Source organism: Nocardioides sp., assembly GCF_030149505.1.
Taxonomy (GTDB): Bacteria; Actinomycetota; Actinomycetes; order Propionibacteriales; family Nocardioidaceae; genus Nocardioides.
The window spans coordinates 68,179-93,788 of record NZ_JASBRN010000077.1 but is presented as its reverse complement, the minus strand read 5'-3'; the positions used below and the strand labels follow the sequence as shown (position 1 = coordinate 93,788).

At 73.5% G+C, this 25,610-nt stretch carries 27 protein-coding genes and 1 tRNA gene; 14 read left to right on the top strand and 14 right to left on the bottom strand.

The features are described from left to right. The first annotated feature begins 12 nt into the window (after window positions 1-12). The 3 genes from Q1V71_RS17815 (at window position 13) to Q1V71_RS17805 (ending at window position 3,042) form a co-directional block, all read left to right on the top strand. A complete protein-coding gene (locus tag Q1V71_RS17815) occupies window positions 13-330 on the top strand; it encodes an NAD(P) transhydrogenase subunit alpha (protein WP_367280163.1) in 318 nt (105 codons plus the stop codon). Further along, on the top strand, window positions 327-1,721 hold the full coding sequence (locus tag Q1V71_RS17810) for an NAD(P)(+) transhydrogenase (Re/Si-specific) subunit beta (protein WP_300645559.1): 1,395 nt from the start codon (window positions 327-329) through the stop codon (window positions 1,719-1,721). The genes Q1V71_RS17815 and Q1V71_RS17810 overlap by 4 nt, the downstream gene beginning before the upstream one ends. A 391-nt stretch (window positions 1,722-2,112) precedes the next feature. Further along, window positions 2,113-3,042, top strand: coding sequence for a hypothetical protein (locus tag Q1V71_RS17805; RefSeq protein ID WP_300645558.1), 930 nt, complete (start codon window positions 2,113-2,115; stop codon window positions 3,040-3,042). Window positions 3,043-3,209: 167 nt separating this feature from the next. On the opposite strand, the gene upp is transcribed toward Q1V71_RS17805, so the two are convergent. Beyond that, entirely contained in the window at window positions 3,210-3,851 is a 642-nt protein-coding gene (upp, locus tag Q1V71_RS17800; protein ID WP_300645557.1) for a uracil phosphoribosyltransferase, read from the bottom strand. 176 nt (window positions 3,852-4,027) lie between these two features. Between upp and Q1V71_RS17795 the strand changes: the two genes are divergently transcribed. From Q1V71_RS17795 to Q1V71_RS17785, 3 genes are all read left to right on the top strand, one after another. Next, window positions 4,028-4,531, top strand: coding sequence for a tRNA adenosine deaminase-associated protein (locus tag Q1V71_RS17795; protein WP_300645556.1), 504 nt, complete (start codon window positions 4,028-4,030; stop codon window positions 4,529-4,531). A 93-nt stretch (window positions 4,532-4,624) separates the two neighbouring features. Further along, entirely contained in the window at window positions 4,625-5,059 is a 435-nt protein-coding gene (locus Q1V71_RS17790; protein ID WP_300645555.1) for a nucleoside deaminase, read from the top strand. A gap of 151 nt (window positions 5,060-5,210) precedes the next feature. Then, window positions 5,211-5,300 (top strand) — tRNA-Ser (locus tag Q1V71_RS17785). A gap of 69 nt (window positions 5,301-5,369) precedes the next feature. Here Q1V71_RS17785 and Q1V71_RS17780 read toward each other — a convergent pair. After that, entirely contained in the window at window positions 5,370-6,803 is a 1,434-nt protein-coding gene (locus Q1V71_RS17780; RefSeq protein WP_300645553.1) for an NAD(P)/FAD-dependent oxidoreductase, read from the bottom strand. Then, window positions 6,800-8,683, bottom strand: a complete 1,884-nt coding sequence (locus Q1V71_RS17775) for a DUF3556 domain-containing protein (protein ID WP_300645551.1) — start codon at window positions 8,681-8,683, stop codon at window positions 6,800-6,802. Before Q1V71_RS17775 ends, Q1V71_RS17780 begins: the two co-directional genes overlap by 4 nt. A gap of 171 nt (window positions 8,684-8,854) precedes the next feature. Between Q1V71_RS17775 and Q1V71_RS17770 the strand changes: the two genes are divergently transcribed. Further along, window positions 8,855-9,400 (top strand): gamma carbonic anhydrase family protein, encoded by a 546-nt coding sequence (locus Q1V71_RS17770; RefSeq protein ID WP_300645549.1) that lies wholly within the window; start codon window positions 8,855-8,857, stop codon window positions 9,398-9,400. A gap of 30 nt (window positions 9,401-9,430) precedes the next feature. Here the strand turns inward: Q1V71_RS17770 and Q1V71_RS17765 are convergent, their stop codons facing one another. From Q1V71_RS17765 to Q1V71_RS17755, 3 genes are read right to left on the bottom strand one after another with little or no spacing between them, the layout of a single operon-like run. Further along, the gene (locus Q1V71_RS17765) at window positions 9,431-10,201 is read right to left on the bottom strand and encodes a fumarylacetoacetate hydrolase family protein (protein WP_300645548.1); all 771 of its coding nucleotides are present in this window, start codon (window positions 10,199-10,201) and stop codon (window positions 9,431-9,433) included. Next, window positions 10,198-10,905 (bottom strand): serine esterase, encoded by a 708-nt coding sequence (locus Q1V71_RS17760; RefSeq protein ID WP_300645547.1) that lies wholly within the window; start codon window positions 10,903-10,905, stop codon window positions 10,198-10,200. Before Q1V71_RS17760 ends, Q1V71_RS17765 begins: the two co-directional genes overlap by 4 nt. Further along, complete coding sequence (locus Q1V71_RS17755) at window positions 10,902-11,414, bottom strand: VOC family protein (RefSeq protein WP_300645545.1); 513 nt, start codon at window positions 11,412-11,414, stop codon at window positions 10,902-10,904. The genes Q1V71_RS17760 and Q1V71_RS17755 overlap by 4 nt, the downstream gene beginning before the upstream one ends. A 99-nt stretch (window positions 11,415-11,513) precedes the next feature. On the opposite strand from Q1V71_RS17755, the gene Q1V71_RS17750 reads away from it, so the two are divergent. Continuing rightward, a complete protein-coding gene (locus Q1V71_RS17750) occupies window positions 11,514-12,059 on the top strand; it encodes a MarR family transcriptional regulator (RefSeq protein ID WP_300645543.1) in 546 nt (181 codons plus the stop codon). A gap of 65 nt (window positions 12,060-12,124) precedes the next feature. Further along, window positions 12,125-12,919, top strand: a complete 795-nt coding sequence (locus Q1V71_RS17745; RefSeq protein WP_300645542.1) for a crotonase/enoyl-CoA hydratase family protein — start codon at window positions 12,125-12,127, stop codon at window positions 12,917-12,919. A 137-nt stretch (window positions 12,920-13,056) separates the two neighbouring features. Here Q1V71_RS17745 and Q1V71_RS17740 read toward each other — a convergent pair whose 3' ends face one another. After that, window positions 13,057-13,497 (bottom strand): hypothetical protein, encoded by a 441-nt coding sequence (locus Q1V71_RS17740; protein ID WP_300645541.1) that lies wholly within the window; start codon window positions 13,495-13,497, stop codon window positions 13,057-13,059. A 101-nt stretch (window positions 13,498-13,598) separates the two neighbouring features. Between Q1V71_RS17740 and Q1V71_RS17735 the strand changes: the two genes are divergently transcribed. The 3 genes from Q1V71_RS17735 (at window position 13,599) to Q1V71_RS17725 (ending at window position 17,300) form a co-directional block, all read left to right on the top strand. Continuing rightward, a complete protein-coding gene (locus Q1V71_RS17735; protein ID WP_300645540.1) occupies window positions 13,599-14,474 on the top strand; it encodes a MoxR family ATPase in 876 nt (291 codons plus the stop codon). 1 nt (window position 14,475) lies between these two features. Then, window positions 14,476-15,930: a VWA domain-containing protein gene (locus Q1V71_RS17730; RefSeq protein WP_300645539.1), complete on the top strand. Its 1,455-nt coding sequence runs from the start codon at window positions 14,476-14,478 to the stop codon at window positions 15,928-15,930. A gap of 104 nt (window positions 15,931-16,034) precedes the next feature. After that, window positions 16,035-17,300: a PQQ-binding-like beta-propeller repeat protein gene (locus Q1V71_RS17725; RefSeq protein ID WP_300645538.1), complete on the top strand. Its 1,266-nt coding sequence runs from the start codon at window positions 16,035-16,037 to the stop codon at window positions 17,298-17,300. Between the two features lie 20 nt (window positions 17,301-17,320). Here Q1V71_RS17725 and Q1V71_RS17720 read toward each other — a convergent pair whose 3' ends face one another. The 4 genes from Q1V71_RS17720 to Q1V71_RS17705 all read right to left on the bottom strand — a co-directional run bounded on the left by Q1V71_RS17720 (window position 17,321) and on the right by Q1V71_RS17705 (window position 22,102). Continuing rightward, window positions 17,321-18,553, bottom strand: a complete 1,233-nt coding sequence (locus Q1V71_RS17720; RefSeq protein ID WP_300645537.1) for a hypothetical protein — start codon at window positions 18,551-18,553, stop codon at window positions 17,321-17,323. Beyond that, entirely contained in the window at window positions 18,550-18,966 is a 417-nt protein-coding gene (locus Q1V71_RS17715; RefSeq protein WP_300645536.1) for a hypothetical protein, read from the bottom strand. Before Q1V71_RS17715 ends, Q1V71_RS17720 begins: the two co-directional genes overlap by 4 nt. Before the next feature lie 290 nt (window positions 18,967-19,256). Further along, on the bottom strand, window positions 19,257-20,459 hold the full coding sequence (locus Q1V71_RS17710) for a pyridoxal phosphate-dependent aminotransferase (protein WP_300645534.1): 1,203 nt from the start codon (window positions 20,457-20,459) through the stop codon (window positions 19,257-19,259). 140 nt (window positions 20,460-20,599) lie between these two features. Then, entirely contained in the window at window positions 20,600-22,102 is a 1,503-nt protein-coding gene (locus Q1V71_RS17705; protein ID WP_300645533.1) for an FAD-binding protein, read from the bottom strand. A 79-nt stretch (window positions 22,103-22,181) separates the two neighbouring features. On the opposite strand from Q1V71_RS17705, the gene Q1V71_RS17700 reads away from it, so the two are divergent. Continuing rightward, window positions 22,182-23,735 carry a potassium/proton antiporter gene (locus Q1V71_RS17700; protein ID WP_300645531.1) on the top strand — a complete coding sequence of 518 codons (1,554 nt, stop codon included), beginning with the start codon at window positions 22,182-22,184 and terminating at the stop codon, window positions 23,733-23,735. Between the two features lie 24 nt (window positions 23,736-23,759). On the opposite strand, the gene Q1V71_RS17695 is transcribed toward Q1V71_RS17700, so the two are convergent. The 3 genes from Q1V71_RS17695 to Q1V71_RS17685 all read right to left on the bottom strand — a co-directional run bounded on the left by Q1V71_RS17695 (window position 23,760) and on the right by Q1V71_RS17685 (window position 24,870). Further along, on the bottom strand, window positions 23,760-24,284 hold the full coding sequence (locus tag Q1V71_RS17695; protein ID WP_300645529.1) for a LytR C-terminal domain-containing protein: 525 nt from the start codon (window positions 24,282-24,284) through the stop codon (window positions 23,760-23,762). After that, window positions 24,281-24,595, bottom strand: a complete 315-nt coding sequence (locus Q1V71_RS17690) for a type II toxin-antitoxin system VapB family antitoxin (protein ID WP_300645528.1) — start codon at window positions 24,593-24,595, stop codon at window positions 24,281-24,283. The genes Q1V71_RS17695 and Q1V71_RS17690 overlap by 4 nt, the downstream gene beginning before the upstream one ends. An 89-nt stretch (window positions 24,596-24,684) precedes the next feature. Then, window positions 24,685-24,870, bottom strand: a complete 186-nt coding sequence (locus tag Q1V71_RS17685) for a hypothetical protein (protein ID WP_300645526.1) — start codon at window positions 24,868-24,870, stop codon at window positions 24,685-24,687. A gap of 120 nt (window positions 24,871-24,990) precedes the next feature. Here Q1V71_RS17685 and Q1V71_RS17680 point away from each other — a divergent pair, with 120 nt between their 5' ends. Further along, window positions 24,991-25,485: a nuclear transport factor 2 family protein gene (locus Q1V71_RS17680; RefSeq protein ID WP_300645524.1), complete on the top strand. Its 495-nt coding sequence runs from the start codon at window positions 24,991-24,993 to the stop codon at window positions 25,483-25,485. The last annotated feature ends 125 nt before the right edge of the window (window positions 25,486-25,610 follow it).

The following is a 25,610-nucleotide window of genomic DNA, read 5'->3' as shown; positions in this document are numbered from 1 at the left end:
GTGGACGACGGCATGGTCTGGCTGACGATCTTCGTGCTCAGCGTCTTCGTGGGCGTGGAGGTCATCTCGAAGGTGTCCTCGACGCTGCACACCCCGCTGATGTCCGGGGCCAACGCGATCCACGGGATCATCCTGCTCGGTGCGGTGCTCGTCACCGGTCAGACCGAGTCGACGGTGGCGCTGGTCGTCGGACTGGTCGCGATCGTGCTGGCCGCCGTCAACCTGGTCGGCGGCTTCGTGGTGACCGACCGGATGCTGCAGATGTTCGTGCGCAGACGGGGGGCTCCGCCCCCCGTCGCCCCCCCGAGGACAAGCGGGGCCGGCCGGTGAGCGCCGTCCCCACCTGGGCGCAGCTGGTCTACCTGCTCTGCGCCGTCGGCTTCATCCTCGCGCTCAAGGGCCTCGCGGGCCCGCGGACCGCGCGCATCGGCAACCTCGTCGGCGCGGCCGCCGCGGTCGTCGCGGTGGTGCTGCCCTTCACCTACCTCGACCTCGACCACGTGCCGCTCATCGTCGGCGCGATCGTGGTCGGCTCCCTCGTGGGCGCGCTCGGCGCGCGCCGGGTGCAGATGACCCAGATGCCGCAGATGGTCGCGCTGTTCAACGGCGTGGGTGGTGGGGCCGCGGCCCTGGTCGCGCTGCTGGAGCTCGACGAGCTGCTGCACCTCTCCGACGCGGCCGAGGTCGAGTCCGTCGTGCTCGCGGCGACCGCCTTCACCGTGCTGGTCGGGTCGGTCTCCTTCGCGGGCTCCGTCATCACGTTCGCTAAGCTCCAGGAGCTCATGACCTCGCGACCGGTGGTCTTCGCCGGGCTCCCGCTCGTCTTCGGTGCCGCGATCCTGGCGTCGCTGGCCCTCGGCGTCCTGACCGTCACCAACGCGACGCTCGGGATCGGCATCGGCCTGGCCGTGCTCGGCCTGATCGTCGGCGTGCTGCTGGTGCTGCCGGTCGGCGGCGCGGACGTACCGATCGTCATCTCCCTGCTCAACGCCTTCACCGGGCTGACCGTCGCCGCCGGCGGCTACGTGCTCTCCAACGTGGTGCTGCTGGTCGCGGGCACGCTGGTCGGGGCCTCGGGCACCTTCCTCACCCTGCTGATGGCGCGCGCGATGGGCCGTTCGGTGCCCAACATCCTCTTCGGGGCACTGCGCGGCGGCTCCACCCTCGGCGCCGGCGAGGCCTCCGACCGCCCGGTCCGCTCGGCCGGCCCCGAGGACGTCGCGATCCTGCTGGGGTACGCCGACCGCGTCATCATCGTCCCCGGCTACGGCCTGGCCGTCGCCCAGGCCCAGCACACCCTGCGCGAGCTGGTCGAGGTGCTGCAGGCCCGCGGCACCCGCGTCGACTACGCCATCCACCCCGTCGCCGGCCGGATGCCCGGGCACATGAACGTCCTGCTCGCCGAGGCCCAGGTGCCCTACGAGCAGCTGGTCGAGATGGACGACATCAACGGCGAGTTCAAGCACACCGACGTCGTGCTGGTCGTCGGCGCCAACGACGTCGTCAACCCCGCCGCCCGCACCACGCCCTCGGCCCCGATCTACGGCATGCCGATCCTCGACGTCGACCAGGCCCAGCAGGTCGTCTTCCTCAAGCGCTCCATGCGTCCCGGGTTCGCCGGCATCGAGAACGAGCTGCTCTTCGACCCGCGCACCACCCTGCTCTTCGGGGACGCCAAGGAGTCGCTCACCAAGCTGCTCGCGGCCGCGAAGGGGCTGTAGGGGCGGGTCGGCGGGGCGAAGGTTCAGCGGCCGGCCGACAATCCTTGCCAGGCAGGCGACTGGAGTGCGCCTGACGTACCTGGCGCGTCATCTGCACTCCGGACCCGTGCGCCGGCGGGTTCGAGTCGCCCCTCGCCCGCCCGCACCCGACTGGAGTGCCGATGACGCGCCAGGAGCCTCGGGTGCACTCCGTTCCGGCGGCCGTCGGCGACGGCGTACGTCGGGGTCGGCCCGCTACCCATCAACAGGAGGACCCGGGGCCGGCTCATGCACAGGCGCTCGCCGTCGCCACCGCTCAGGACTGCCATGGCCGCAGGCTCGCGGGGTGGACGAGCTGGCACGGTTGATGAGGCGGCAGGCCGGCGTGGTCTCGCGTCGACAGGTGGCGGCCGTGGGAGGCACGCCAGCGTTCATCGAGCGGCAGTTGCGCCGACGCGAGTGGGTGCGAGTGCATCCCGGGGTCTTCCTCGACCACACCGGGCCGCCGTCGAGGACCCAGCGGGAGTGGGCGGCGTTGGTGCGCCACCCGGGGTCCGTGCTGGCGGGACGGTCCTCGCTCCGTGCAGACGGGATCGGTGCTGAGCTCACGCGCAGGGACGCCGTCGAGCTGGCCGTGCCGCACGGCCGGCACCTCGCTCGCGAGCCGGGGCTCGAGGTCGTGCAGCTGCGCGACTTCGACCGTGTGGCGCGTCCGGACGCGACCCCACCTCGACTCCGGGTGGAGACCGCGCTGCTGATGGTTGCCGCGGCTGCAGGCAGCGAGGACGCGGTCGTGGCCGTCCTCGCGGACGCGGTACGCACGGGAGCCACCACCGCGACCAGGCTGACTGTCGTCCTCGCGGGACTGCGTCGCCTCCCGCGACGCGCGCTGCTCCTTGAGGTGCTGGCCGACGTAGGCGCAGGCGCCGAGTCGCCGCTGGAGCGGCGTTACCTCCGGGACGTGGAGCGAGCCCACGGCCTACCGCGAGGCGAGCGCCAGGTGCGCGAGGTGGTGAGGGTGGTGGCGGGTGAGCCGGTGCGGCTGGTCCTCCGGGACGTGCGGTACCGCCCCCACACCACGCTCGTCGAGCTGGACGGGCAGCTCGGTCATGCGGCCGCGGCGGATCGTTGGGCCGACCTCACCCGTGATCTGGAGGCGGCCGTCAACGGTGACGCCAGCCTCCGAGCCGGGTGGCAGCAGGTCCTCTCGCGTTGTCGGCTGGCGGTGCTGGTCGGCAGGGTCCTGCAGAGCCGCGGCTGGACCGGACGACCGACTCCGTGCGCCTCCGTCGACTGCGACGTCCGGTTGACGGGGCTCGAGCGGCGAGCGGAGTGCGCCTGACGCGCCTGGCGCGTCACCGACACTCCGGTGCGCGGGTCGATGGGGTCGACCGGGTGCTCTGTCGACTGGAGGGTGTCTGACGCGTCAGGCACGTCGGCCGCACTCCGGTCGGGCAAGGTTTGTCGGCCAGCCGACAAATCTCGCGCGCGTCCGAGCCGCCGCCCGCCTCAGCCCGCGACGCCGTACAACCGGTCACCCGCGTCCCCGAGCCCGGGCACGATGTAGCCCTTCTCGTTGAGCCGCTCGTCCATGGCGGCGGTGACGACGGTGACGGGCACCTCGAGGCCCTCGAGGTCGGCGGCGAGGCGCTCGCAGCCCTCGGGGGCGGCGAGCAGGCAGATCGCGGTGATGTGGTCGGCGCCGCGGTCGGTGAGGAAGCGGATCGCCGCGGCGAGGGTGCCGCCGGTGGCGAGCATCGGGTCCAGGACGTAGCACTGGCGGCCGGAGAGGTCGTCGGGCAGCCGCTCGGCGTACGTCGAGGCCTCGAGGGTGTCCTCGTTGCGCACCATCCCGAGGAAGCCCACCTCGGCGGTCGGCAGCAGCCGCATGAAGCCGTCGAGCATCCCCAGCCCGGCCCGCAGGATCGGGACCACGAGCGGCTTCGGCGAGGCGAGACGTACGCCGGTGGCGGTCGCGACCGGGGTCTGGATCTCGACCGGCTCGACCCGGACGTCGCGGGTGGCCTCGTAGGCCAGCAGCGCGACCAGCTCGTCGGTGAGCGCGCGGAAGGTCGGTGAGTCGGTGCGCTCGTCGCGCAGCGTCGTGAGCTTGTGGGTGACGAGCGGGTGGTCCACGACCTGGGTGCGCATGCGGCCAGCCTAGGGTGTGGCGGACCGGTGTCGCCCCGACGGGCAAAGGGGTTGGCCGTGGGTGGGACGTCTGCCACGCTGGTGCCTGCACGACGGCTCCACCAGATGAGCGCCACACCTGCACACGCACCACCTCCACGTGGGCCGCGGGCCCGCACCGGGTCCAGGGAGACCACATGGACGAGACCACCACGCAGCTCGACGACGTCGACCTCGCCGTGGCGGCGTACCGCCAGGCTGGGCGCTGGGTCGTGCAGGAGCTGACCCTCGAGCACTGCGAGGACGTCGAGGTGCTGGCCGACGCGCTGCGCCGCCTCGACGGCGAGACGGGCGCGATCGGGCTGGTCTCGGTCGACGAGGACTTCTTCGTCATCGTGCGGGTCGAGGGTGAGCGGACGAGGGTGCTGCTCTCGGACGCCAGCGCCGCCGAGGACTGGGACCTCGCCGAGACCGTCATCGACCTGCTCGACGAGATCGACCCCGACGACCTCGACGAGCGCGACGAGGACGAGCCGGCCGGCGACCTGGGTCTGCTCTCGGACCTCGGGGTCAGCGAGGACGCGCTCGAGGAGCTGCTCGACGACCCCGACGCCTACCCCGACGAGGTGCTCTCCGACGTGGCGCGGCTGATCGGCTTCGGCGAGCAGTTCGACGACGTCGCGGGACTGGCCCCCGCGTGAGGGCCCCGGCGTGGACCGCATCGGGGCAGGCGGCACCGGGGCAGGCGGCACCGGCGTGAGGGCCGAGCGCTGAGGGAGGGCTGGGCGGACCCGATGCGGGCCGCCCTCGCCGAGGCGCGCGCCGCGCTCGCGACCGGCGACGTCCCCATCGGGGCCGTGGTCCTCGACGCAGACGGCGAGGTGGTCGGCCGCGGCCGCAACGTCCGCGAGGCCGAGGCCGATCCCACCGGACACGCCGAGGTGGTCGCGCTCCGCGAGGCCGCCCGCGCGCGCGGTGGGTGGCGGCTGACCGGGTGCACCCTCGTGGTCACCCTGGAGCCGTGCACCATGTGCGCCGGCGCGGCCGTGCTCAGCCGGGTCGACCGCGTCGTGTTCGCGGCGTACGACGAGAAGGCCGGCGCGGTCGGCAGCCTCTGGGACGTCGTGCGCGACCGTCGGCTCAACCACCGCCCGGAGGTGCTGGCCGGCGTCCTGGCCGAGGAGTCGAGCGCGCTGCTCGCGGAGTTCTTCGCCGAGCAGCGGGCCTGACCCGGTCCGGGTCCGTACCCGGGCGGTCGTACCGAAGGCCCCGCGGCTGCGTCCCAGGCTCAGCACGGACAACGGGCGGCACGGTATGACCGTCCGGGTACGAGCCGAGGTGATTTCACCCGCTCCGACCCGCTCCGGTACATTCACCCGCGGTGGCGTGTCCGAGCGGCCGAAGGTGCATCACTCGAAATGATGTGTGGGGTCAAACCCACCGTGGGTTCAAATCCCACCGCCACCGCCAGCGTCACGAGAGCCCCGGACCGGGTCGGTCCGGGGCTCTCGTCGTCCCAGGCTGGCTCCAGCCGCGAGGTCAGAGCCGGCGCAGCGCGGTCTCCGCGGCGTTGAACCCGCTCATCCCGTGCACGCCGCCGCCCGGCGGGCTGGCCGACGAGCAGAGGTACACCCCGTCGACGCCGAGGGCGTAGGGGTTGAGTGCCGGTCGCGGCCGCATCGCGATCTGGGTCCAGGTGTTGGCGCCGGCGGAGATGTCGCCGCCGACGTAGTTGGGGTTGTAGGCCTCCCAGTCCGCGGGGGTCCAGACCTTCGTCGCGACGACCCGCTCGCGGAAGCCGGGCGCGAAGCGCTCGATCTGCGCGGTGACGGCCTCGGTGGCGTCCCCGGCGTACCCGTGCGGCACGTGGGCGTAGGCGTAGACCGGCACGATCGAGCCGACCGCGCGCGCCGGGTCTGCGACCTGCTGCTGGCCGAGCAGCACGAACGGGCGCTCGGGCATCTGGCCGCGCGCGGTCGCCGCCTCGACAGCCACGATCTCGCGCGCGGAGCCACCGAGGTGCAGGGTGCCCGCGCGCCCGCAGTCGGGGTTGGTCCAGGGGATCCCACCCTCGACGGCGTAGTCGACCTTGTACGCCGCGGGGCCGTAGTCGAAGCGCTCGAAGGCCCGTCGCACGCGGGCGGGCAGGGCCTCGCCGACGATCTCCAGCACCCCGGCCGGCGCGGTGTCGAGCACGACGACCTCGGGCCTGCGGTCCAGCCCGGCGAGCTCGGCGACCGAGTCCAGCGACCGCACGCGTACGCCGCTGCGGACCGTCCCGCCGAGCGAGGCGAGCTCGGCCAGCAGGGCCCGGGTGATCGACTCGGTGCCGCCCTCGGCGACCGGCCACCCGACCGCGTGCGCGGCGCCCGCGAGCAGGTAGCCGACCGAGGACCCCAGCGGGCCGGTCAGGGTGCCGAACTTGTGCGCGGCCACGCCGGTGAGCAGCGCCTTGGCCGGCTCGTCGGAGAAGCGGGCCGCCTGCCAGGTCGCGGGCATCGCGGCCTTGAGGCCGAAGCGGCCCAGGGTGACGGGGTGCTGCGGCACGTGCACGACGGGCTGGAAGACGTCGGCGACGAGGTCGTCGAAGTTCCGCACGATCGGCTCGAAGATCCGACGCCACCGGGCGCCGTCGCGGCCCAGGCTGGCGACCGAGCGGTCCATGTCGCGGGCGGCCAGCGCGGCGCGCCCCTCGTCGAGCGGGTGGGCCAGGTCGATCTCGGGCCACAGCCAGCGCAGCCCGTGCCGGCCCAGGTCCAGGGAGGCGAAGAACGGCGAGGCCACCGCGGTCGGGTGGAAGCCGGCGCACACGTCGTGCACCAGGCCCGGGACGGTCAGCTGGTCGTCGGTGCGGGTGCCGCCCCCGGCGCGCTCGTGCGCCTCCAGGACGGTGACCTCGAGCCCGGCCTGGGCCAGGCGGATGGCGGCAGCGAGCCCGTTGGGCCCGCTGCCGACCACGACGGCGCTCGTCACGCGGGCTGCTCCTGGTCGGTGTCGGCGCCGCTCGTCGACCCGCGGGTCAGCGTCTGGCGGCGTACGAAGCCGGGGGCCGACCAGGTCACGTGGAGCGGCACGGGACCCTCCGGCAGCCAGGGCTGGCGGGACACGCAGTCGCGGACGTCCCAGGTGCCTTGCTCGACGAGGCCGAGCGCTGCGTCGATCACGCGGTACTCCTGCGGTCGGCTGTGGCGCCACGGGGTCGGCTGGGACTCGCAGTAGACCATGACCAGGTCACCCGGCTGGAGCTGGAGCCGCTCCTGCACGGCTGCCACGAGGCGCTCGTCGTTGAGGTGGCCGTCGCCGAAGTTCCAGCCCAGCAGCATGTTGGACATGAACTCGCCCTCGCGGACCGTGCGCTCCTCCAGGTCGTCGAGGTGCTCGATGAGCACGGAGTAGAGGCCGCGGCCCTGGCTGTGCATGGCGCGCCAGGCGTTGACCTTCTGCAGGGTCATCTCCGCGTCGTCGTGCTCGTAGGGCATGGCGAGCATCCGCTCGAGCTGGTGGCCCTGGGTCTCCACGCAGCGGATCTCCTCCAACCGGTCCTCGATCCCCGGACGCATCGCCCAGGTGCCGGCGGCCCAGTTGCCGGCGTACTGCCGCATGCCGGGCAGGAAGCTCACCAGGTCCGGGCGGAAGGTCCCCAGGACCGGGAAGGCCAGGAGCAGCGCGAAGACCGGGACGAGCAGCAGCGGCTCGGAGAACTCGAAGAGGTTGTAGACCGAGGCGTCGAAGCCGTCGCCGAACCCGCCCCACAGCACGATCGCGATGTAGCCGAAGTAGACGTTCCACTCCAGCGGCACCGCCATCGGGAAGGTGGAGGTGATGTAGAGGTGGAACAGCAGCATGCAGACCGCCGCGACCAGGGCGACGGTGTCGTTGACGGTGAGCAGCAGGACGAGCGGGATGCCGAGCTCGACGGTGGTGCCGTTGACGTGCGCCATGAACCAGGCCAGGCGGGAGGGCCGGAGGTCGCCGCCGGCTGCGTCGCGGTAGTGCGCGCGCTTCCACCGCTTCGGGATGCCGGGGCTGTTGGAGACCATCGGCGGCACGACGTTCTCGAAGTGCAGGCCGAGCTTGGACATGCCGGCGCCCAGCCACACGACGCAGATGACCACCTTGAAGACCACGACCAGGTCCACGAAGTCGCTGCTCGTCGCGCCGTCGGCCAGCACGACGGCGCCGAACAGCGCGGAGAACAGCATGATCGGGAGGTACTGCTCGGAGCGGGCGGCCAGGAAGACCACCTTGTCACGCAGGCCCATCAGCGGCATCAGCACCAGGATCGGGACGAACGCCACGGCGGGCACGAGCTCCTGCGGACCGGTGCCGACGGGCAGGGCCGACACCTGCTCGGCCGGCGCGAGGAGCGGCCAGGCGAGGGCGGCCAGCACGCCGACGTACAGCAGGACGTCGCCGACGGTGCGCTCGTCACCGCCGGTGCCAGGGACCTTGGTGGGCCACGGGGCCATCCGGATCGTGCCGGGGCGCAGCCAGTAGCGGATGTTGCCGAGGAAGGGCATGAAGTGCCCGCACAGGGGGCCGAACGCGCCGCCGAGGCCGACGACTTCCAGCAGCATCAGCCAGATCGCCAGCTTCTGGTAGACGACGATGTTGTCGAACCAGGTGCTCGGCTCGGTGAACGCGACGAACTCCGTCGTCTGCGCGGTGATGAGCAGGCCGACGGCGAAGTAGAGCCCGAGCATCTTGACGATGTAGACGAGCGTCAGCGCCTTGGGCGTGCCGAAGCCGTCGTCGACCCAGTTGGTCGTGAGGACCCGGAGCCGCTCCTGGAACGGGAGACGGACGAACTCGGCCGGCGGCACCGGCTGGGGGGAGGGGGTCAGGAAGCCCATGAAGAGGTCCCCTTCGACGGGAGGCGGGAGCGGAGGTCGACCGTGGCGTGTGACCGACGCCACTGTCAGACGTACTGTGCCGCCTCCGGGCCGGGGCGTCGAGGGTCGTGACCACGGGTCGGAGCCGGGTCGGGGCCGCGGCCGGCTCCTGTCGCAGGCAGGATGCGCTGCGTGAACATCGTCGAGTTCGAGGGCAAGCGCCCGGTCGTCCACCCCGAGGCCTTCGTTGCCGCCACCGCCACGCTGGTCGGCGACGTGACGGTCGAGGCCGGAGCGAGCATCTGGTACGGCGCGGTCCTGCGCGGTGACATCTGCACGATCGTCGTGCGTGAGGGCTCCAACATCCAGGACAACTCCGTCCTGCACGCCGCTCCCGGCGAGGTGCTCACGGTCGGCCCGCACGCCACCGTCGGCCACTCCTGCGTCGTGCACGGTCGTGACGTCGGCGAGCGGGCGCTGGTCGGCAACGGGAGCACGCTGCTCGACGGCTCGGTCGTCGGGCCCGGCACCCTGGTCGGCGCCGGGTCGGTCGTCACCCCCGGCACCGAGCTGCCCGGAGGAATGGTCGCCACCGGCACGCCCTGCAAGCCGCTCAAGCCGGTCGAGGGGACCAGCTCGCAGGTGTGGATCGACACCAACGCCGGCTACTACCGCGAGCTCGGCGAACGGCACCGGCTCGGTGCGGGGGTCGTCGAGGGCCCGGCGACGCCCGCCTGAGGTCACCCGGGGCGGCTGGGGCCCGGCGCCTCAGCAGGCGTCGAGCCGGATCGTCCCGAGTGTCTCGACCTCGAGCTCGTAGCGGCGGCCCGCGACCAGCGGCACCGCGTCGGTGAACGCCCCGGCCAGCACCCACGACCCCTCGGGCAGGACCTCCTCGTGCGCGGCCAGGTGCTCGGACAGCAGGACGAGCGCGCGCAACGGGTCGCCCAGCACGGCCGCCCCGGTCGCACGCTCGACCACCTCTCCGTCGACCCGGACCTCCCCGCGCAGGGCGGCCAGGTCGCCGACCGTCGCGAGGTCGTGCACCCCGCTCCCGAGCACGAACCCGGCCGCGCTCGTGGCGTCGGCCAGCACGTCGGCCAGCCGGAACCGGTAGCCGGTCCACCGCGAGTCCAGCACCTCCGCCGCCACCCCCACGCCCCCGACGTACGACGCCGCCTCGGTCGGTCCGAGGGCCCGGTCGATGCGGCGGCCGGTCAGGAACGCGACCTCGGGCTCGACCCGCGGTTGCACCCAGCGACGCGTGTCGACCGGTCCCTCCGACAGCAGCATCGCGTCGGTGAGGAAGCCGACCACGGGTCGCCGCACCCCCATCCGCTGCTGCTTGGCCTCGCTGGTCAGACCGAGCTTGGCGCCGATCGGCTGCTCGCCTGCGCCCAGCCGCGCGCGGAGGTCGAGGCGCTGCACGGCGTACCCCCATGCCTCGTCGAGACCGGGGTGCTCGTCGGTGAACGGCTCGAGGGTGCGGCCCTCGACCCGGGCGGCACGCAGCGTCGCGGCTGCTTCGCCGGGGGTCACGAGCCCGCCGGCGCGGCGGAGGTCGCGCCGCGGGACCCGTCCACGTCCTGGCCCAGCACCTCGTCCAGCCAGCCGACCAGCGCCCGCACGGTGCCGGGCGTCAGCAGGTGGCCGCCGGCGTCGCGGTGGCTGGTGGTCCGGGCGCCGGAAGGGCCGCGGAGGTACTCCCAGGTGCGGGCCAGCAGCTCGGCCGGGATGACCCGGTCCTGCTCGCCCTGGGCCACCAGGACCGGCAGCCCCTCGAGGCGGCCGGCGTCGGCCGGGACCCCGGCGTCGAACGGGAGGGTCCCGAGGAGCACGGCCAGCCCGGCCCACCGCGCGGGGTCGTCGAGCGCCAGGCCGCCGGCGAAGGCGGCACCGCCGCTGAACCCCACGAGGACCACCGGGCGCCCACCCGCCTGGTCGGCCCAGGTCCGGAACCAGTCCATCGTGCTGCGCAGGGACTCCGGGAGCGGCCGGCCGATGCCCCGGTTGGCGAACCACGCGAAGCCGGCGCCCTCCGCCAGGGGCGCCCGGACCGCGGCGTACTCCGCCCGGCCGGGCAGCGCCGTCTCGAGCGCCTCCCCGAGCGCGACCACCGAGGACTCGTCGGCACCCCGGCCGTGCAGCAGCACCACGAGCGGCCGGTCGGTCCGGCCCCCACCCACGCGCGCGACGACCGGCGCGGGCAGGGTGCCGTGGGTGTCGGTCGGAGCAGGGCTCACCGCGTGGCCTCGACCGGACGCAGCTCCGAGCCGGTGGCGACGCCGCCCCAGCGACGGATCTCGCCGGGCAGGTCGAGCCGCTCGATGGGAGCGGTGTCCTCGTACTCGCCCCAGGCCGCCCGCGGCAGCATCCACATGACCTCCAGCTCGTTGCCGTCGGGGTCGATGCCGTAGATGCTCTTCGTGGCGCCGTGGCTCGACTCGCCGGTGTAGGCGTCGCGCTCGGCCAGCAGCATCCGCGCGGCCTCGAGGTCCTCGATCGCGTCGACCTGCCAGGCGAGGTGGTAGAGCCCGATCGAGCCACGGGGGCGCGGCGGGCGGGCGCCGACGCCGAAGAGGCCGAGGTCGTGGTGGTTGCCCGAGCGCACGAGCCGGAGGAAGGCGGCGTTGGCGCGCGGCTCACGGGCCGCGACCTCCATGCCGAGGACCGCGGAGTAGAAGGCGATGCTGCGCTCGAGGTCGGAGACGTAGAGCACGGCGTGGTTGAGGCGGACGGCCTGGACGGTCATGGGTGGGTCCTTCGGGTGTGGGAACGATGCTTGTACCTACAACTAACAGCGTAGCCCAGACAGTTGTTCCGTCAACTATTCGTGGTGGAGGATGGGACCATGAGCGGGAGCGAGGAGGGCGAGGAAGCGGTGCCGGATGACGTGTCGGATGACGTGTCGGCTGACGTGCCGTGGCTCGACGTGCGGGAGATGCGGGCGTGGCTGCGCCTCGTGGCGGTCCTCGAGCTGCTGCCCGGCACGCTCGACGCCCAGCTGCGGCGCGACGCGGCCATGACCCACTTCGACTACATGGTCGTCTCGCAGCTCTCCGAGGCCCCGGGTCGCACGCTGCGGATGACCGCCCTCGCGCAGCGCACCAACGCCACGCTGCCGCGGCTCTCCCACGTCGTTCGCCGCCTCGAGGAGCGCGGCCTGGTCGAGCGCGCGCCCTCGCCGGAGGACCGCCGGGCGACCGACGCCCGGCTCACCGACGCCGGGCTCGCGGCGGTCGTCGACGCCGCGCCCGGGCACGTCCGGGCCGTGCGCGAGCACGTCGTCGACGCGCTCTCGTCGGAGCAGGTGGAGCAGCTGGCCGAGATCGCGGAGGCGCTGCTGCGCCGGCTCGACCCCGACGGCCGCATGACCGACTTGTACGACCCGGCCTGACCCGCCCGCCGTCGTACGCCGTCGGCGGCTGCGCGGGGGTCGTCCGGGGCGGCAGGATGTCGCGCGTGAGCTCTCCCACCCCTGTTGCCGGCGCCGGGCCGGCGGTCTGCGTCGAGCGCGACGGTCCGGTCACCACCGTCGTCCTGCACCGACCGCACGCCCGCAACGCCGTCGACGGCGCGACGGCCGCTGCCCTGGCGCAGGCGTTCCGCGAGTTCGACGCCGACGACTCCGCCGCGGTCGCGGTCCTGTGGGGCGACGGCGGCACGTTCTGCGCCGGCGCGGACCTCAAGGCCGTCGGCACCCCCGACGGCAACCGGGTCGACCCGCCCGGCGCCGACGGCCCGATGGGCCCCACGCGGATGCGGCTGTCGAAGCCGGTCGTCGCCGCGATCGAGGGGTACGCCGTCGCCGGTGGCCTCGAGCTGGCCGCCTGGTGCGACCTGCGGGTCGCGGCGGCCGACGCGGTGCTCGGCGTCTTCTGCCGGCGCTGGGGCGTGCCACTGATCGACGGCGGCACGGTCCGGCTGCCCCGGCTCATCGGCGCCAGCCGGGCGATGGACCTGGTCCTCACCGGCCGCCCCGTCGATGCGTGGGAGGCCGAGCGGATGGGGCTGGTCAACCGGGTCGTGCCGGTCGGCCAGGCCCGGGCCGAGGCCGAGGCGCTCGCCCACGAGCTCGCCGCCCTGCCGCAGACCTGCCTGCGCCAGGACCGGCTCTCGCTCCTGGGCTCGGAGGGCCTGACCGAGGATGACGCACTGGCTCTGGAGCACCAGCACGGGCTGGTCTCCCTCACCGAGGCCGTCGAGGGGGCCCGGCGCTTCGCCGACGGTGCCGGCCGCCACGGCTCACCCGCCTGACCCACCGCCGAGCCGTCAGGAATGAACCGCCGAACCGTCAGGAATGAACCCCCGAGCCGTCACTTCCGCACCCTCGATGCGAGGCGCCGTACCGAGCTGACGCGTCGGCGGTGCGGACGTGACGGGTCGGCGGAGGCTCAGCGGGGGCCGAGGCAGACGGCGACGAGCTCGCCCGGGGCCGTGCCCTGGTACGCCGCCCAGCCGCGGTCGAGGGAGACGACCCGCAGCTGGCCCTCGCGGTTGCGCAGCAGCGTGCTGACGGGCACCGAGCCGTCGGGGAAGCCCGTGGTGGTGCAGCGGTGGTCGGCCATCAGCTGCTCCAGGGCCGTGTCGACCTGGGGTGCCGGCGTCACCGGCTCGGCGGGCTCGGCGGACACGTGGGCGGTCGCGCCGATGGTGATGACCGCGCCCAGCACCGCGCTCTTGACCAGGTCGAGGGTGCGGAGCACGTGCCGACGCCGCCAGGCCCGTCGCGGCGCGCGCAGCCGGGCCCGTCGCGGCGCGCGCAGCTGGGGTGGGGCGAGGGCCAAGTGGGCGGTGGGGGAACCGTCGACCGGACCGGTGGGGGAGTCGGTCACGGTGCGACAACGAGGCGAGGGGCCGGTGCGCTACGCCGGGACGGACCGGTGTCACCTGGACGGCGCCCGGTCGTCGTGCGTCGATGGGTGAGGATGGCGCCATGAACCCTCCTGGGACCTGGTTCGCCTCACCCGCCGACGCCGCCGAGCGGCTGACGGCCACCGGCTACCTCGCCGACACCGCCACCGCGACGACGACCTTCCTGGCCGGGGCCCTCGAGAAGCCGCTGCTGCTGGAGGGGCCCGCGGGGGTCGGCAAGACCGAGCTCGCCAAGGCCGTGGCCCGCGCGACGGGCGCCGAGCTGGTGCGGCTGCAGTGCTACGAGGGGCTCGACGAGGCGCGCGCGCTCTACGAGTGGAACTACAAGAAGCAGCTGCTGCGCATCCAGTCCAGCCAGGGCCAGGAGTGGGACCAGACCCACGACGACATCTTCACCGACGAGTTCCTGCTGACCCGGCCGCTGCTCACCGCGATCCGGCGCGAGGAGCCGACCGTGCTGCTCATCGACGAGGTCGACAAGACCGACGTCGAGGTCGAGGGGCTGTTGCTGGAGGTGCTCAGCGACTTCCAGGTCACGATCCCCGAGATGGGCACCGTCGCGGCGGTCCGCCGGCCGTACGTCGTGCTCACCTCCAACGCGACCCGCGAGCTCAGCGAGGCGGTCAAGCGCCGCTGCCTCTACCTGCACCTGGAGTACCCCGACGCCGAGCGCGAGCGCGAGATCGTCCTCTCCCAGGTGCCCGACCTCGAGGAGGCCGTCGCCACCCAGCTGGTCACCCTCATCGGCCGGCTCCGTGAGCTGGAGCTCAAGAAGGCGCCCTCGATCGCGGAGTCGGTCGACTGGGCCCGCACCCTGCTGGCGCTCGAGATCAAGGACCTCGACGACGCTGCGGTCTCCGCCACGCTCGGCGTGGTGCTCAAGCACGTCTCCGACACCGAGCGCGCGGTCAAGGAGCTGCGCCTGGCCCGCGCGTGACATGAGCGCCCCGTCCGACCGTTCCGAGCACTCCGGCCTGCTGGACCGGCACATCGCCTTCCTCGAGGCGCTCCGCGCGGCGGGCCTGCCGGTCTCGCTGGCCGAGGACCTCGACGCGGTCGCGGTGCTGACCTCCCTGGACTGGTCGGACCGCCGGGTGGTCAAGGAGGGGTACGCCGCCGCCGTCGTCAAGCGGCACCAGTGGCGCCCGACCTTCGACGCGCTCTTCGACCTCTACTTCCCGCGGATGGTCGGTGAGGGCGCCGGCGGCCGGCTGGACGCGTCCCTCGACGCCGAGGGCGGGGAGGGTCGCGAGGGGGGCGAGGGTCCCGAGGGCGACGGTGGACCGCGGACCGCGCGCGACAACGGCGCCGCCCTGCAGGAGTTCCGTGAGCGGCTCGAGGCAGCGCTGGTCGACGGCGACCAGGAGGCGCTGGACGCGCTCGCCGTGGAGATGGTCGCGCGGTTCGGCGCCATGCCCGGGCGCGGTCCCGGGCTGTCCAGCTGGTCGGCGTACACCGCCCTCCAGCGCGTGGCCCCCGCAGAGCTGGTCGAGCAGATCGTCGCCGGGCTGATGGCCGCCGGGCGGAGCCAGGAAGAGGCCGACCGGCTCGCGGCCCGCCGGGTCGGCGGGTTCACCCGCAGCGTGGAGTCCGACGCGCGTCGTCGGATCGGCGAGGAGAAGGGGCCCGACCACGTCGCCCAGGCGGCGCTGCGGCCGACGATCGACCGCCTCGACTTCCTGTCCATGCGGCGCAGCGACCTGGAGGAGATGCGCCGCGAGATCCAGCCGCTGGCCCGCCGGCTCGCCACCCGACTGACCCAGCAGCACCACGCCCACCGGCGCGGCCCGCTCGACTTCCGCCGCACGGTGCGCGCCTCGGTCTCCACCGGCGGCGTGCCGCTCACCACCCACCACAAGCCGAAGCGGCCGCACCGCAGCGAGCTGGTCGTGCTCTGCGACGTGAGCGGCTCGGTCGCGAACTTCGCGCAGTTCACCCTGCTGCTGGTCTTCGCCCTGCGCGACCAGTTCACCAAGGTCCGCGCCTTCACCTTCATCGACCACGTCCACGAGGTCACCCACCACTTCAAGCCCGGCGCCGACGTCGTCGACGTGATGGCCGACCTCGCCGCGAGCACCGCCCACGCCGCGCTGTGGGGCCGCACCAACTACGGCCGCGCCCTGACCACGTTCGCCGAGCGGCACGCCGACGCGATCGGCCCGCGCACCGCGCTGCTCGTCCTGGGCGACGCCCGCTCCAACTACTCCGACCTCAACATCGACGTGCTCGCCGACCTCGCGGGCCAGTGCCGCCACGCCTGGTGGCTCAACCCCGAGCACCGCCGACACTGGGACACCGGCGACTCCGCCGCGTCCCGCTACGGCGAGGTCGTGCCGATGGTCGAGTGCCGGAACCTGACCCAGCTCGGGGAGTTCGTCCACCGGGCGCTCTGAGCCCGGGTCCCCGTCGCGCTGCCCGCCGGGCGAGACGCGCCGTGACGGAGACTCGCCCATGTCGTTGGATACCTGAAGGTTGTTCAGGTTCCTGGGAGGTCCCGATGTCGCACCCCGTCCGCCGCGCACTCGTGTCGCTGGCCGGTCTCGTCCTCGCCGCGCCGCTGCTGGCCGGCGCCACAGGCCCCGTCGCCAGCGCTGACGAGGCGCCCGCGCGCGCCGACGACCTGCGCCGGGTGGTGTACGTCGGCAACAACTGGGACGGCACCGCCGACGTGCTCCTGCCGGGCTCGTTCCGACGCGTCGGTCGGATCGACATCGTCCCTGACCGCGAGGAGCGGATGGCCGAGATCCAGCTCAACCCCTACCGCCTGGCCTACTTCCTGGCGATCCGCCAGCTGATCGGCGAGGGCAACGACCAGCTGGTCGACGACATGTACTCCTCCAACGACGGCAAGCTGCTCATCGTCTCCCGGCCCTCCTTCGCCGACGTCGTGGCGATCGAGCTGGCCACCGGTGAGATCGTCTGGCGCTTCGCTGTGGACGGGGTCCGCTCCGACCACATGGCGCTCTCGCCCGACGGCGAGACCGTCGTGGTGTCGGCCTCCACCGGCAACGTCGTGCACGCCCTCGACGTCGAGACCGGCGAGGAGGTGGGCCGCTTCGCGTCCGGGGGGTCCCCGCACGAGTCGGTCTACCTCGACGACGGGGAGACGATCCTGCACGCCTCCATCGGGCTGGTCTACACGCCGCTCGACAACGCCGTCCTCGACCCCACCAAGGGCGAGCGGGTGCTCCAGCTCGTCGACGCCGACACCTTCGAGGTGACCCGTCGCTACGACCTGCGCGCCGCCCTGGACGAGGCCGGCCTGGAGGACGTGTCGACAGCCGTGCGTCCGCTCACGCACACCCCTGATGACCAGACCTTCCTCTTCCAGCTGTCCTTCTTCCACGGCTTCGTCGAGATGGACCGCGAGAGTGGGGAGATCACGAGGGTCAAGCGGCTGCCGGACCTCGTCCCGGACACCCCGCGCGAGCTCTACGTGCTCGACTCCGCCCACCACGGCATCTCGATGGACCCGACCGGCAAGCACATCTGCGTCGCCGGGACCATGTCGGACTACGCCACCGTCGTGGACTACCCGTCGATGGAGCGCTCGAAGCTGCTCAAGGGCGGCGAGAAGCCGTACTGGGTGACGCAGAGCTGGAACGGCAAGCACTGCTACATCTCCTGGGCGGAGTCCGACACCGTCTCCAAGATCTCCTACCGCACGGCCAAGATCGTCAAGACGACCGACGTCGGGCTGCACCCGCAGCGCGTGCGCAACGGCTTCATCCAGCGCTCGGCGCTCGCGGGGCTCTCCCGCTAGTCCGGGGCCGTAGCGAGGGCTCACTCCTCCCGCACCACCTGCAGCAACCGGCTGCTGACCGCGGTCCCGTCCGCGGGGTCGAGGAAGCCGGCGCGCCGCAGCTCCTCCAGCTGGGTGCGCACCGACGGGTGGTCGCTGGCGTCGACCAGCGAGGCGCCCTCGGCGTACGCCGCGAAGCCGTGCCGGTCGGCCAAGACCTCCAGCCCACCCCGTCCTCCGCCGTCGTCGACGGGTCCGAAGGTCACGGTCACCTGCTCGACGCTGTCGGGGTTGGCACCCCCGTCCAGCAGGGGTACGACGTCGCCCCGGTGCTCCAGCGAGAGCACCTGGCTCCCCGCGGGGACCCCGGGGAGCTGGCCGGTCGGGGACCCGAGCGTGACCGCGTGGCGGATCGACAGCCCGTGCTCGTCGGCCCGGGTCAGCAGGGCTGCGGCCACCATCCCGCCCTGGCTGTGCCCGACGACGAGCACCGGGTCCTGACCGACGCCGGCGTCCACCAACGCCTCGAGCACCCCGTCGGTGACGTCGTCGGGGACGCCCCCGACCAGCGCGAGGTTGGCGCCCATGTCCCGCGCGTCCCCGTCGCGGGTCCACGGCAGGGTCGTCATGTCGTCGGTGCCGGGCAGCAGCAGGACGTGGCGCCGCGCCCCCTCGGTCGTGGTGAGGGTCTGCAGCTCGAAGGTGCCGTTGCGCGCGGGGGCGTCGGGCGGGCTGAGGGCGCTGAGCTGGCGCAGGTGCTCGACGAGGTCCCGGACGCTGCGCGGGGCGGTGTGCGAGGCCGGCACCACCACCCCGGGCACCGGTCGCACGCCAGGGCTGCCGTCGGGGTAGAGCCGGGCCAGCACCCCGGCCACCGGCGGCACCCATCCCGGTGCGCTCACGAGGACCAGGCCCAGCGGCAGCAGCAGCCGGTCCAGGCCCGCCGATGCCAGCCGGTCGGCGTCGAGGAGCAGGCCTGCGGTCAGGCGCACCGCCGCCGCGTCGGCCTCCCAGGCCAGGGACTCCACCCCCACGCCGTCGGGCCCGAGGGTGGCCGCCAGGACCTGCGCCTCGGCGGCGGCCAGCGTCACGGGGGAGAGTGGCCCCGAGGCGAGCAGACCCGGGTCGACCAGCACGGCCGCACCTCTGGCCGCCCAGCCGCGCATCCGCTCGGCCGCCTCGTCGTACTCCCACGCCAGGGCCAGGAGCTCCTCGTGCCGCGCAGCGACGCCGGCCACTCCTCCCGTGACCTCGAGGCCGGCGTCCCCGCTCACGCTGCCCTCCTGTCCAGCGCGACCGCCGCGAGGAGGCCGGGACCGACCCCCGGCGACCCGCCGGGCAGCCCGTCGGGCAGTCCGTCCGGCAGCAGGTCGCGCAGGTGCCCGAGGCCGTCCCCGACCAGCTCGCCCACCCCGTCCACGAGGTCGCCCGCGCGGGCCAGGAGCGCGAGCCGGTGCTCGACCGACTCGGCGTGCAGCGCCAGCGCGCGGGCCGCGTCGTCGTGGCGGGCGGCGCAGTCCTCGAGGTCGTCGCAGCGGCGACGCGCGAGCGTCCTGGCTGCCTCCGCGGCGCGTCCGGACCAGGCGGTCGCGTCGAGGAGGGCGAGCAGGCGACGACCCTCCGCGCGCATCTCCTCGCCCTGGTCGTGCAGGGTCCGCGCCAGCGCGCGGATGGCGTCGGCATCCATGGGCAGCCTCCAGGGGTGGGGTGCCTCGAGGGTGCCGGCGCGCCGCCGGTCGCGGGGACCGGCCGGGAGGACCTGTGGGCACCGCGGTCCGGCCGGGCCCGGTGGAGGACTGGCGGGCCACACCCGGCGAGCCGGCGTACGCCGGTCACGGCTTGGAGGGCGATCTGGAGGTCCTGCACGGCACCTGCTTCGGTGCAGGACCTCCAGATCAGTCGCTCCCCGGGATCCTCCCGCGGTCGGGCGGTGCGGGAAGCGGTAGCGCCGTGCCGAGGGTGCGGTCGGCGGTGGGGTCAGCCCCGCAGGTACGCCGCCAGCCGCTCCAGCCCGACCTCGACGTCCGAGGTCGGACCGGCGAAGCTGAACCGGATCGACCGGCCGCCGTCGACGGTGTCGAAGTCGACGCCCGGTGCGACGGCGACGCCCGTGCGGGCCAGCAGGTCGTGGGCGAGGGCCATCGAGTCGTCGGTGAGGTGGCCGACGTCGGCGTAGGCGTAGAACGCACCGTCCGCCGGCGCGAGCCGCGTGATCCCCAGCGAGGACAGCCCGTCCAGCAGGAGCCGCCGGTTGCCGGCGTACCGCGCGACATGCCCGTCGAGCTCGCTGTATGACTCGTCGGTGAAGGCGGCCAGGCACGCGCGCTGGGCGAGGACCGGTGGGCAGATCGTGAAGTTGCCGGTGAGCACGTCGACAGCCCGGCGCAGCCGCGGTGGCACGAGCATCCAGCCGATCCGCCAGCCGGTCATGGAGAAGTACTTGCTGAAGCTGGCGAAGACGATCGCCTCGCGGCTGGTCTCCCAGGCCGAGCGGGCCAGCCGCGGCTCGCCGTCGAGCGGCGCGTACTCGATACCGTGGTAGATCTCGTCCGAGATCAGCTGCACCCCGTGCTCCTCGCACCAGCGCGCGAGCGCGGCCAGCTCCTCCGGCAGAAGCATCGTGCCGGTGGGGTTGGCGGGGCTGGCCACCACGAGGCCCGTGAGGTCCGGGATCGCCGCGACCTGCTCGACGGTCGGCTGGAAGCGCGTCTCGGGACCGGTCTCGATCTCCACGACCTCGCACCCCAGGGCGGTGAGCACGTTGCGGTAGCAGGGGTAGCCCGGGCGGGCCATCGCCACCTTGTCCCCCGGCTCGAAGGCGGCGAGGAAGGCCAGCAGGAACCCGCCGCTGGACCCGGTCGTGGTGACGACGTCGTCGGGATCCACCTCGATCCCGTGCGTACGCCGGTGGTGGGCCGCGATCGCCTCGCGCAGCTCCAGGATCCCGACGCTGGGGGTGTAGCCGAGCGGGTCGCCGCTGCGCAGCAGCCGCACCGCCTCCTCGGCCACCGGCGCCGGTGCCCCCGTGCTCGGCTGCCCGGCGACCATGTTGACCAGGTCGCCGTGGCTGCGCTGGCGCCGGGTCGCGGCCTCCAGCAGGTCCATCACGTGGAAGGGCGGCACGTTCGCGCGGCTCGCCACCCTCCAGCGGCTGCTCGGGTCCTGCGGCGTGGCGGTCATGGGGGCGAGCCTAGGTGGGAGCACCCGTCGGTGGTCGAGGTGCGAGGCGCGCCAGCGCCGCACCACGAGACCCGGCGACCGGCGTACGGGGTCTCGTGGCTCGCTGCGCTCGCACCTCGACCATCGGTGGAGCCCCGGGCTCAGGCGCTGGCGCCGACGGCCCCCGCGGCCACGGCCGCCGCGTGCCGCCCCGCCCGCCGCCCGAAGAACGAGCCCTCGCCCAGCTGGGTGCCGGAGCAGTAGCCCTTGCCGTCCTGGGCCAGGTTGGAGGCGCAGGCGCCGGCGGCGTACAGGCCGGGGACGACCGAGCCGTCGGGGCGCTGGGCGCGGCCGTCGACGTCGACGCGGATGCCGCCGAGGGTGAACCCGGCGTACAACGCCTTGCCCAGCCGCAGGTCGAAGGCGGCCCAGGGGCCGGTGTCCTGCGGGGCCAGCCACTCGGGCGACTTGTGGAAGTCGGGGTCCTCGCCGCGGGCGGCGTGCTCGTTGTAGCGGTCCAGGGTCGCCGCGACGGAGCCGGCCGGCAGCGAGAGCGCGGTCTCGAGCTCCTCGATGGTGTCGTAGGCGTCGATGATCGGGACCAGCATGGAGTAGCTGGCCAGCTCGCCGTGCTCGCTGTCGACGATGAGGTAGGCCTCGGAGTCGGGCTGCTCCATCACGTGCTGGGAGGTGCGGGAGTGGTAGGAGTCCTCGGCCACGAACCGCTCGCCGCGGTTGTTGACCAGGATGCCGGTGAGCAGGATCGACGGGGGGTACATCGGCGCGGTGATGAACGGCTCGTCCATGTGCTTGAGCTCCGCGCCGACCGAGCGGCCCAGCCGGATGCCCAGCCCGTCGTCGTACGTCGAGCCGAGGGTGAAGAGCTTGGAGCCGAGCGCGGGGGTGTGCTCGGCGACCATGTCGGCGTTCATCACGAAGCCACCGGCGGCCATGACGACCGCGCCGGTCCGGACCGTGCCCGTGCGCTCGAAGGAGCGCCACGCGACCCCGACGACCGCGCCTCCGCCCTCCGCGGAGTCGTCGACGACCAGGTTGGTCACGCCCGTCTCGTAGCGGACCTCGGCGCCGGCCTCGGCCAGCCGCTCCTTGAGCAGGTCCATCACGATTCGGGTGCCCTCGGTGTCGCCGGGCACCGGCACCTTGTGCCCGCGCGGGGCGGGGACGGCCTGCTCCTTGTAGGGCCAGACCTTCTCGTTGCCGGTGAACATCAGGCCCTGGGTGCCGGGCTGGATGACGGCCTTCTCGGGGTAGTAGGAGCGCTCGAACTCGAAGCCGAGCGCCTCGAGCCAGCCGAAGTGCTCGACCGAGCCGTCGCAGTAGGCGCGGATCTTGTCGTGCTCCGGCTCCTTGGAGGCCGCGACGAGGTACTTGTACATCTCCTCGGGGGTGTCCTCGTGCCCCGTGGCCTGCTGCACCGGCGTACCCCCGCCGAGGTAGAAGTGGCCGCCCGACATCGCGGAGGTGCCGCCGTGCACGGCGGCCTTCTCCAGCAGCAGCACCCGGGCGCCGGCGCGGGCCGCCTCGAGGGCCGCGCAGCCGCCGGCGATGCCGAACCCGACCACGACCACGTCGTACGTCTCCGCCCCGTCGAGGACCGAGGCGGGCAGGACGTCGGGGACGGTGGTGCCGGGGGTCTCGCTCATGACACAAATCTAGAACAAGTTCCAGTTTTCTGGAACCTGCGGTCGGACAGTTGTCCAGCTGCGTGCCGACGATAGGCTCATGCTCCAGGCCGGACCCCGCGGGGACAGGGGAGCGATGACCTTCGACGTGCAGGCGCTCGACGAGTTCGTGTTGGTGGGATCGGTCGTCACGTTGCTGGCGATCCTCGCCGTGCGGCTCTCCTCGCGCGCGGGCCTGCCGTCGCTGCTGGTCTACCTGCTCATGGGTGCCGCGCTCGGGGAGTCCGGCTTCGGCATCGGCTTCGAGGACGCCGAGCTCGCCCACGCCCTGGGGTTCGCTGCCCTGGCGGTGATCCTCGCCGAGGGCGGCCTGACCTCGAACTGGCGCGAGCTGCGCCCCTCGATGGCGCTCGGCGTCTCGCTCGCCACCGTCGGCGTCGCGGTCTCGACGGTCGTGGTCGCCGGCTTCGGCCACCTCGTGCTCGGCCTGCCGTGGGAGCTCGCCGTCCTGCTGGCGGCGGTGCTCGCGCCCACCGACGCGGCCGCGGTCTTCTCCGTCCTGCGCGTGGTCCCGCTGCCCGGCAGGGTCCGCGGTGCCCTGGAGGCCGAGTCCGGCCTCAACGACGCCCCCACCGTCGTGCTCGTCACGCTCATCGCCTCCGGCGCGGTCGGCGAGCACCCGCCGGTCGTCGTCGGCGCCATCATCGCGGGCGAGCTGGCGCTCGGCGTGGCGTGCGGGCTGGTCGCCGGTTTCGGCGGCGCCTGGGTCATGCGTCGCGCCGCCCTACCGACGGCCGGCCTCTACCCGCTCGCCGTCGTCTCCCTCACCTTCCTCGGGTATGGCACCGCGACCGCGCTGCACGGCTCCGGCTTCGCCGCGGTGTACGTCGCCGGGCTGGTGCTCGGCAGCGCCGACCTGCCGCACCGGGCCGCCACCCGCTCCTTCGCCGAGGGCGTCGCGTGGCTGGCCCAGATCGGGCTCTTCGTCATGCTCGGGCTGCTGCTCTCCCCGGGTCGCATCACGCTCGAGACCGTCGGGCTCGCGCTCGCGGTCGTGCTGGTGCTGACCGTCGTGGCCCGGCCGGCGTCCGTGGGGCTCAGTGCGCTCGTGCGGCCGATGCCGTGGAACGAGCTCGCGTTCGTGTCCTGGGCGGGCCTGCGCGGTGCCGTGCCCGTGGTGCTCGCGACCATCCCGCTCTCGGAGGGCGTGGCCGGGGCGGGGCGGCTCTTCGACCTGGTCTTCGTCGTCATCGTGGTCGACACCCTCCTGACTGGCCCGACCCTGCCCTGGGCGGCGCGGGTGCTGCGGGTCGCCTCGAGGTCCGAGCCCCGTGACCTCGACGTCGAGGCGGCGCCGCTGGAGCGGGTCGCGGCCGACCTCCTCCAGGTCACGATCAGTCCCCGCTCGCGGCTGCACGGGGTCGAGGTGGGGGAGCTGCGGCTGCCGCACGGTGCCTCGGTGTCGTTGGTGATCCGCGGCGACCAGACCCTCGTGCCCGAGCGTCGCACCGCGCTCCGCGCCGGCGACGACCTGCTGGTCGTCACCCCGCGCAAGCAGCGCGAGCAGACCGAGCGCCGCCTGCGGGAGGTCAGTCGCGGTGGGCGGTTGGCCCAGTGGCTGGGTCCCGAGACGAGGGAGTCGCGCGGCCGCTGAGGCGCTCGCGTCGCCGGGGCCGGCTCACGGAGCGCAGGCGGACCCGTCCTGGCGCGCGGTGATCGAGGTCCGGCCCTCGCGCAGCTCGCCGAAGTCGTTGCCGACCACGACCACGACCCCCGGCGCGTTGATCTCGGTGTCGACCACGGGCGCAGGCTGCGGCAGGGCGCTGCGGACCAGCTCGACCGCGGGGTCGCGGCGGTCGGCAGCCCAGATCTGGACCTTCGCGACCTCGGTGCCGGTGGGTGCGTTGCCGCTGCTGCCCTGGCGGAAACCCCGCTCCACGAAGCCGTCCATCACCTCGCCCGCGAGGCCCTCGCGGTTGCCGGCGTTGAGGATCGAGACCTCCACCTGCGAGCTGTCCAGGCGCTCACCGGCCACCACGGTGAACGGCTCGCAGGCTCCCTGGTCCTCCTCGGAGCCGGGGAGCGGGGCGGTCGCCGAGGACCAGCCCCACACCAGCATCAGCAGGAGCAGGACGCCCAGCACGGCCAGGGTCAGCGCCGAGCGCAGCGGGGCGGTCAGGGCGGAGCCCGGGCGCTCGGTCATGCCCCTACCGTGCCCACCGCGGCGTGGTCGAACACCCGCGCATGCACCACGGGCCGCTGCTGCAGGGCTGCGCGCAGGGCCCGGTGCAGACCGTCCTCGAGGTAGAGCTCGCCGTGCCAGGCCACCACGTGGGCGAAGAGGTCGCCGTAGAACGTGGAGTCCTCGTCGAGCAGCGCACCCAGGAAGAGGGTGTCCTTCGTGGTCACCAGCTCGTCGAGCCGGACCTGGCGCGGCGGCAGGGCGGCCCAGTCACGGGACGAGAGCCCGTGCTCGGGGTAGGGCCGCCCCTCGCCCACGCGCTTGAAGATCACGACCGCAACTCTAGACGGGACCGGCGGCGCGCCTGCGGACCGTCTTCACCGGGCAGGGGCGCCGCCGCCGTACGTCGTGGGCCGGGCGCTCACGCGCTCCAGCGCACCGAGTCGTCGACGAAGTCGGCGAGGGCGTGGACGCCGCGCAGGTCGTCGCGGGCCTCCATGAGGGCGGTGAGCTTCTGCGCGTGCTTGAGCCGGAGCGCGGCTCGCTGCTCGGCGGTCTTGTCGGACATGCCGGCGAGGGCGGCGGTGACGTGCGTGCTGTCGGCCATCGGGGACTCCTGTGGGTGGGGAGGACTGGAGCCCTCACCCTGCGCCGCCAAGATCGCCGGACGGTTGACGGCCGGTTACATCCGTGTTCCGCGGGCTGTGACCTGGGTTACTGTGCCGCCGTGAGCGAAACTGGAACAGGTTCTACTACCCCGACCGCCGGCGACTGGCGCGACCACGAGGACGTCAAGCAGCTGAAGTACCGATACCTGCGCACCCTGGACACCAAGGCCTGGGACGACTTCGAGGCCTGCTTCCTGCCCGAGGCCACCGCCGACTACAACGGACTGGTCTTCGCCGACCGGGCCGCGCTGGTGGACTACATGCGCACCAACCTCGGCGAGGGTCTGGTGACCCTCCACCAGGTGCACCACCCCGAGATCCACGTCGACGGCGACACCGCGACCGCCCGGTGGTACCTCCAGGACAAGGTGATCGTCGCCGCGTTCGGCTTCATGCTCGAGGGCGCCGCCTTCTACGAGGACCGCTACCAGCGCACCCCCGACGGCTGGCGGGTCGCCCACACGGGTTACCGCCGCACCTACGAGGCGACCTACAACCTCGCCGACCTCCCCGGCTTCGCGATCAAGGGCCCGGGCGAGCACACGCACGTCTGAGGGTGGTGGGGCCGGTCGACACGGCCGGCCGGAGGCGCCCCCTTCGTCGCTACCAGGCCGTTCGCTCGTTCCTCACGAACGGCCTGGTAGACCCGACCACGCTCCTCCGGGGGCGCCTCCGACCG

Bases quoted from the DNA above. Each gene is read 5' to 3' on its own strand.
- Q1V71_RS17815 (WP_367280163.1), top strand. From the start codon at position 13: ATGGTCTGGCTGACGATCTTCGTGCTCAGCGTCTTCGTGGGCGTGGAG.
- upp (WP_300645557.1), bottom strand. From the start codon at position 3,851: ATGCGCACCCAGGTCGTGGACCACCCGCTCGTCACCCACAAGCTCACG.
- Q1V71_RS17795 (WP_300645556.1), top strand. From the start codon at position 4,028: ATGGACGAGACCACCACGCAGCTCGACGACGTCGACCTCGCCGTGGCG.
- Q1V71_RS17790 (WP_300645555.1), top strand. From the start codon at position 4,625: ATGCGGGCCGCCCTCGCCGAGGCGCGCGCCGCGCTCGCGACCGGCGAC.
- Q1V71_RS17775 (WP_300645551.1), bottom strand. From the start codon at position 8,683: ATGGGCTTCCTGACCCCCTCCCCCCAGCCGGTGCCGCCGGCCGAGTTC.
- Q1V71_RS17755 (WP_300645545.1), bottom strand. From the start codon at position 11,414: ATGACCGTCCAGGCCGTCCGCCTCAACCACGCCGTGCTCTACGTCTCC.
- Q1V71_RS17750 (WP_300645543.1), top strand. From the start codon at position 11,514: ATGAGCGGGAGCGAGGAGGGCGAGGAAGCGGTGCCGGATGACGTGTCG.
- Q1V71_RS17735 (WP_300645540.1), top strand. From the start codon at position 13,599: ATGAACCCTCCTGGGACCTGGTTCGCCTCACCCGCCGACGCCGCCGAG.
- Q1V71_RS17730 (WP_300645539.1), top strand. From the start codon at position 14,476: ATGAGCGCCCCGTCCGACCGTTCCGAGCACTCCGGCCTGCTGGACCGG.
- Q1V71_RS17725 (WP_300645538.1), top strand. From the start codon at position 16,035: ATGTCGCACCCCGTCCGCCGCGCACTCGTGTCGCTGGCCGGTCTCGTC.
- Q1V71_RS17715 (WP_300645536.1), bottom strand. From the start codon at position 18,966: ATGGATGCCGACGCCATCCGCGCGCTGGCGCGGACCCTGCACGACCAG.
- Q1V71_RS17710 (WP_300645534.1), bottom strand. From the start codon at position 20,459: ATGACCGCCACGCCGCAGGACCCGAGCAGCCGCTGGAGGGTGGCGAGC.
- Q1V71_RS17705 (WP_300645533.1), bottom strand. From the start codon at position 22,102: ATGAGCGAGACCCCCGGCACCACCGTCCCCGACGTCCTGCCCGCCTCG.
- Q1V71_RS17700 (WP_300645531.1), top strand. From the start codon at position 22,182: ATGCTCCAGGCCGGACCCCGCGGGGACAGGGGAGCGATGACCTTCGAC.
- Q1V71_RS17695 (WP_300645529.1), bottom strand. From the start codon at position 24,284: ATGACCGAGCGCCCGGGCTCCGCCCTGACCGCCCCGCTGCGCTCGGCG.
- Q1V71_RS17685 (WP_300645526.1), bottom strand. From the start codon at position 24,870: ATGGCCGACAGCACGCACGTCACCGCCGCCCTCGCCGGCATGTCCGAC.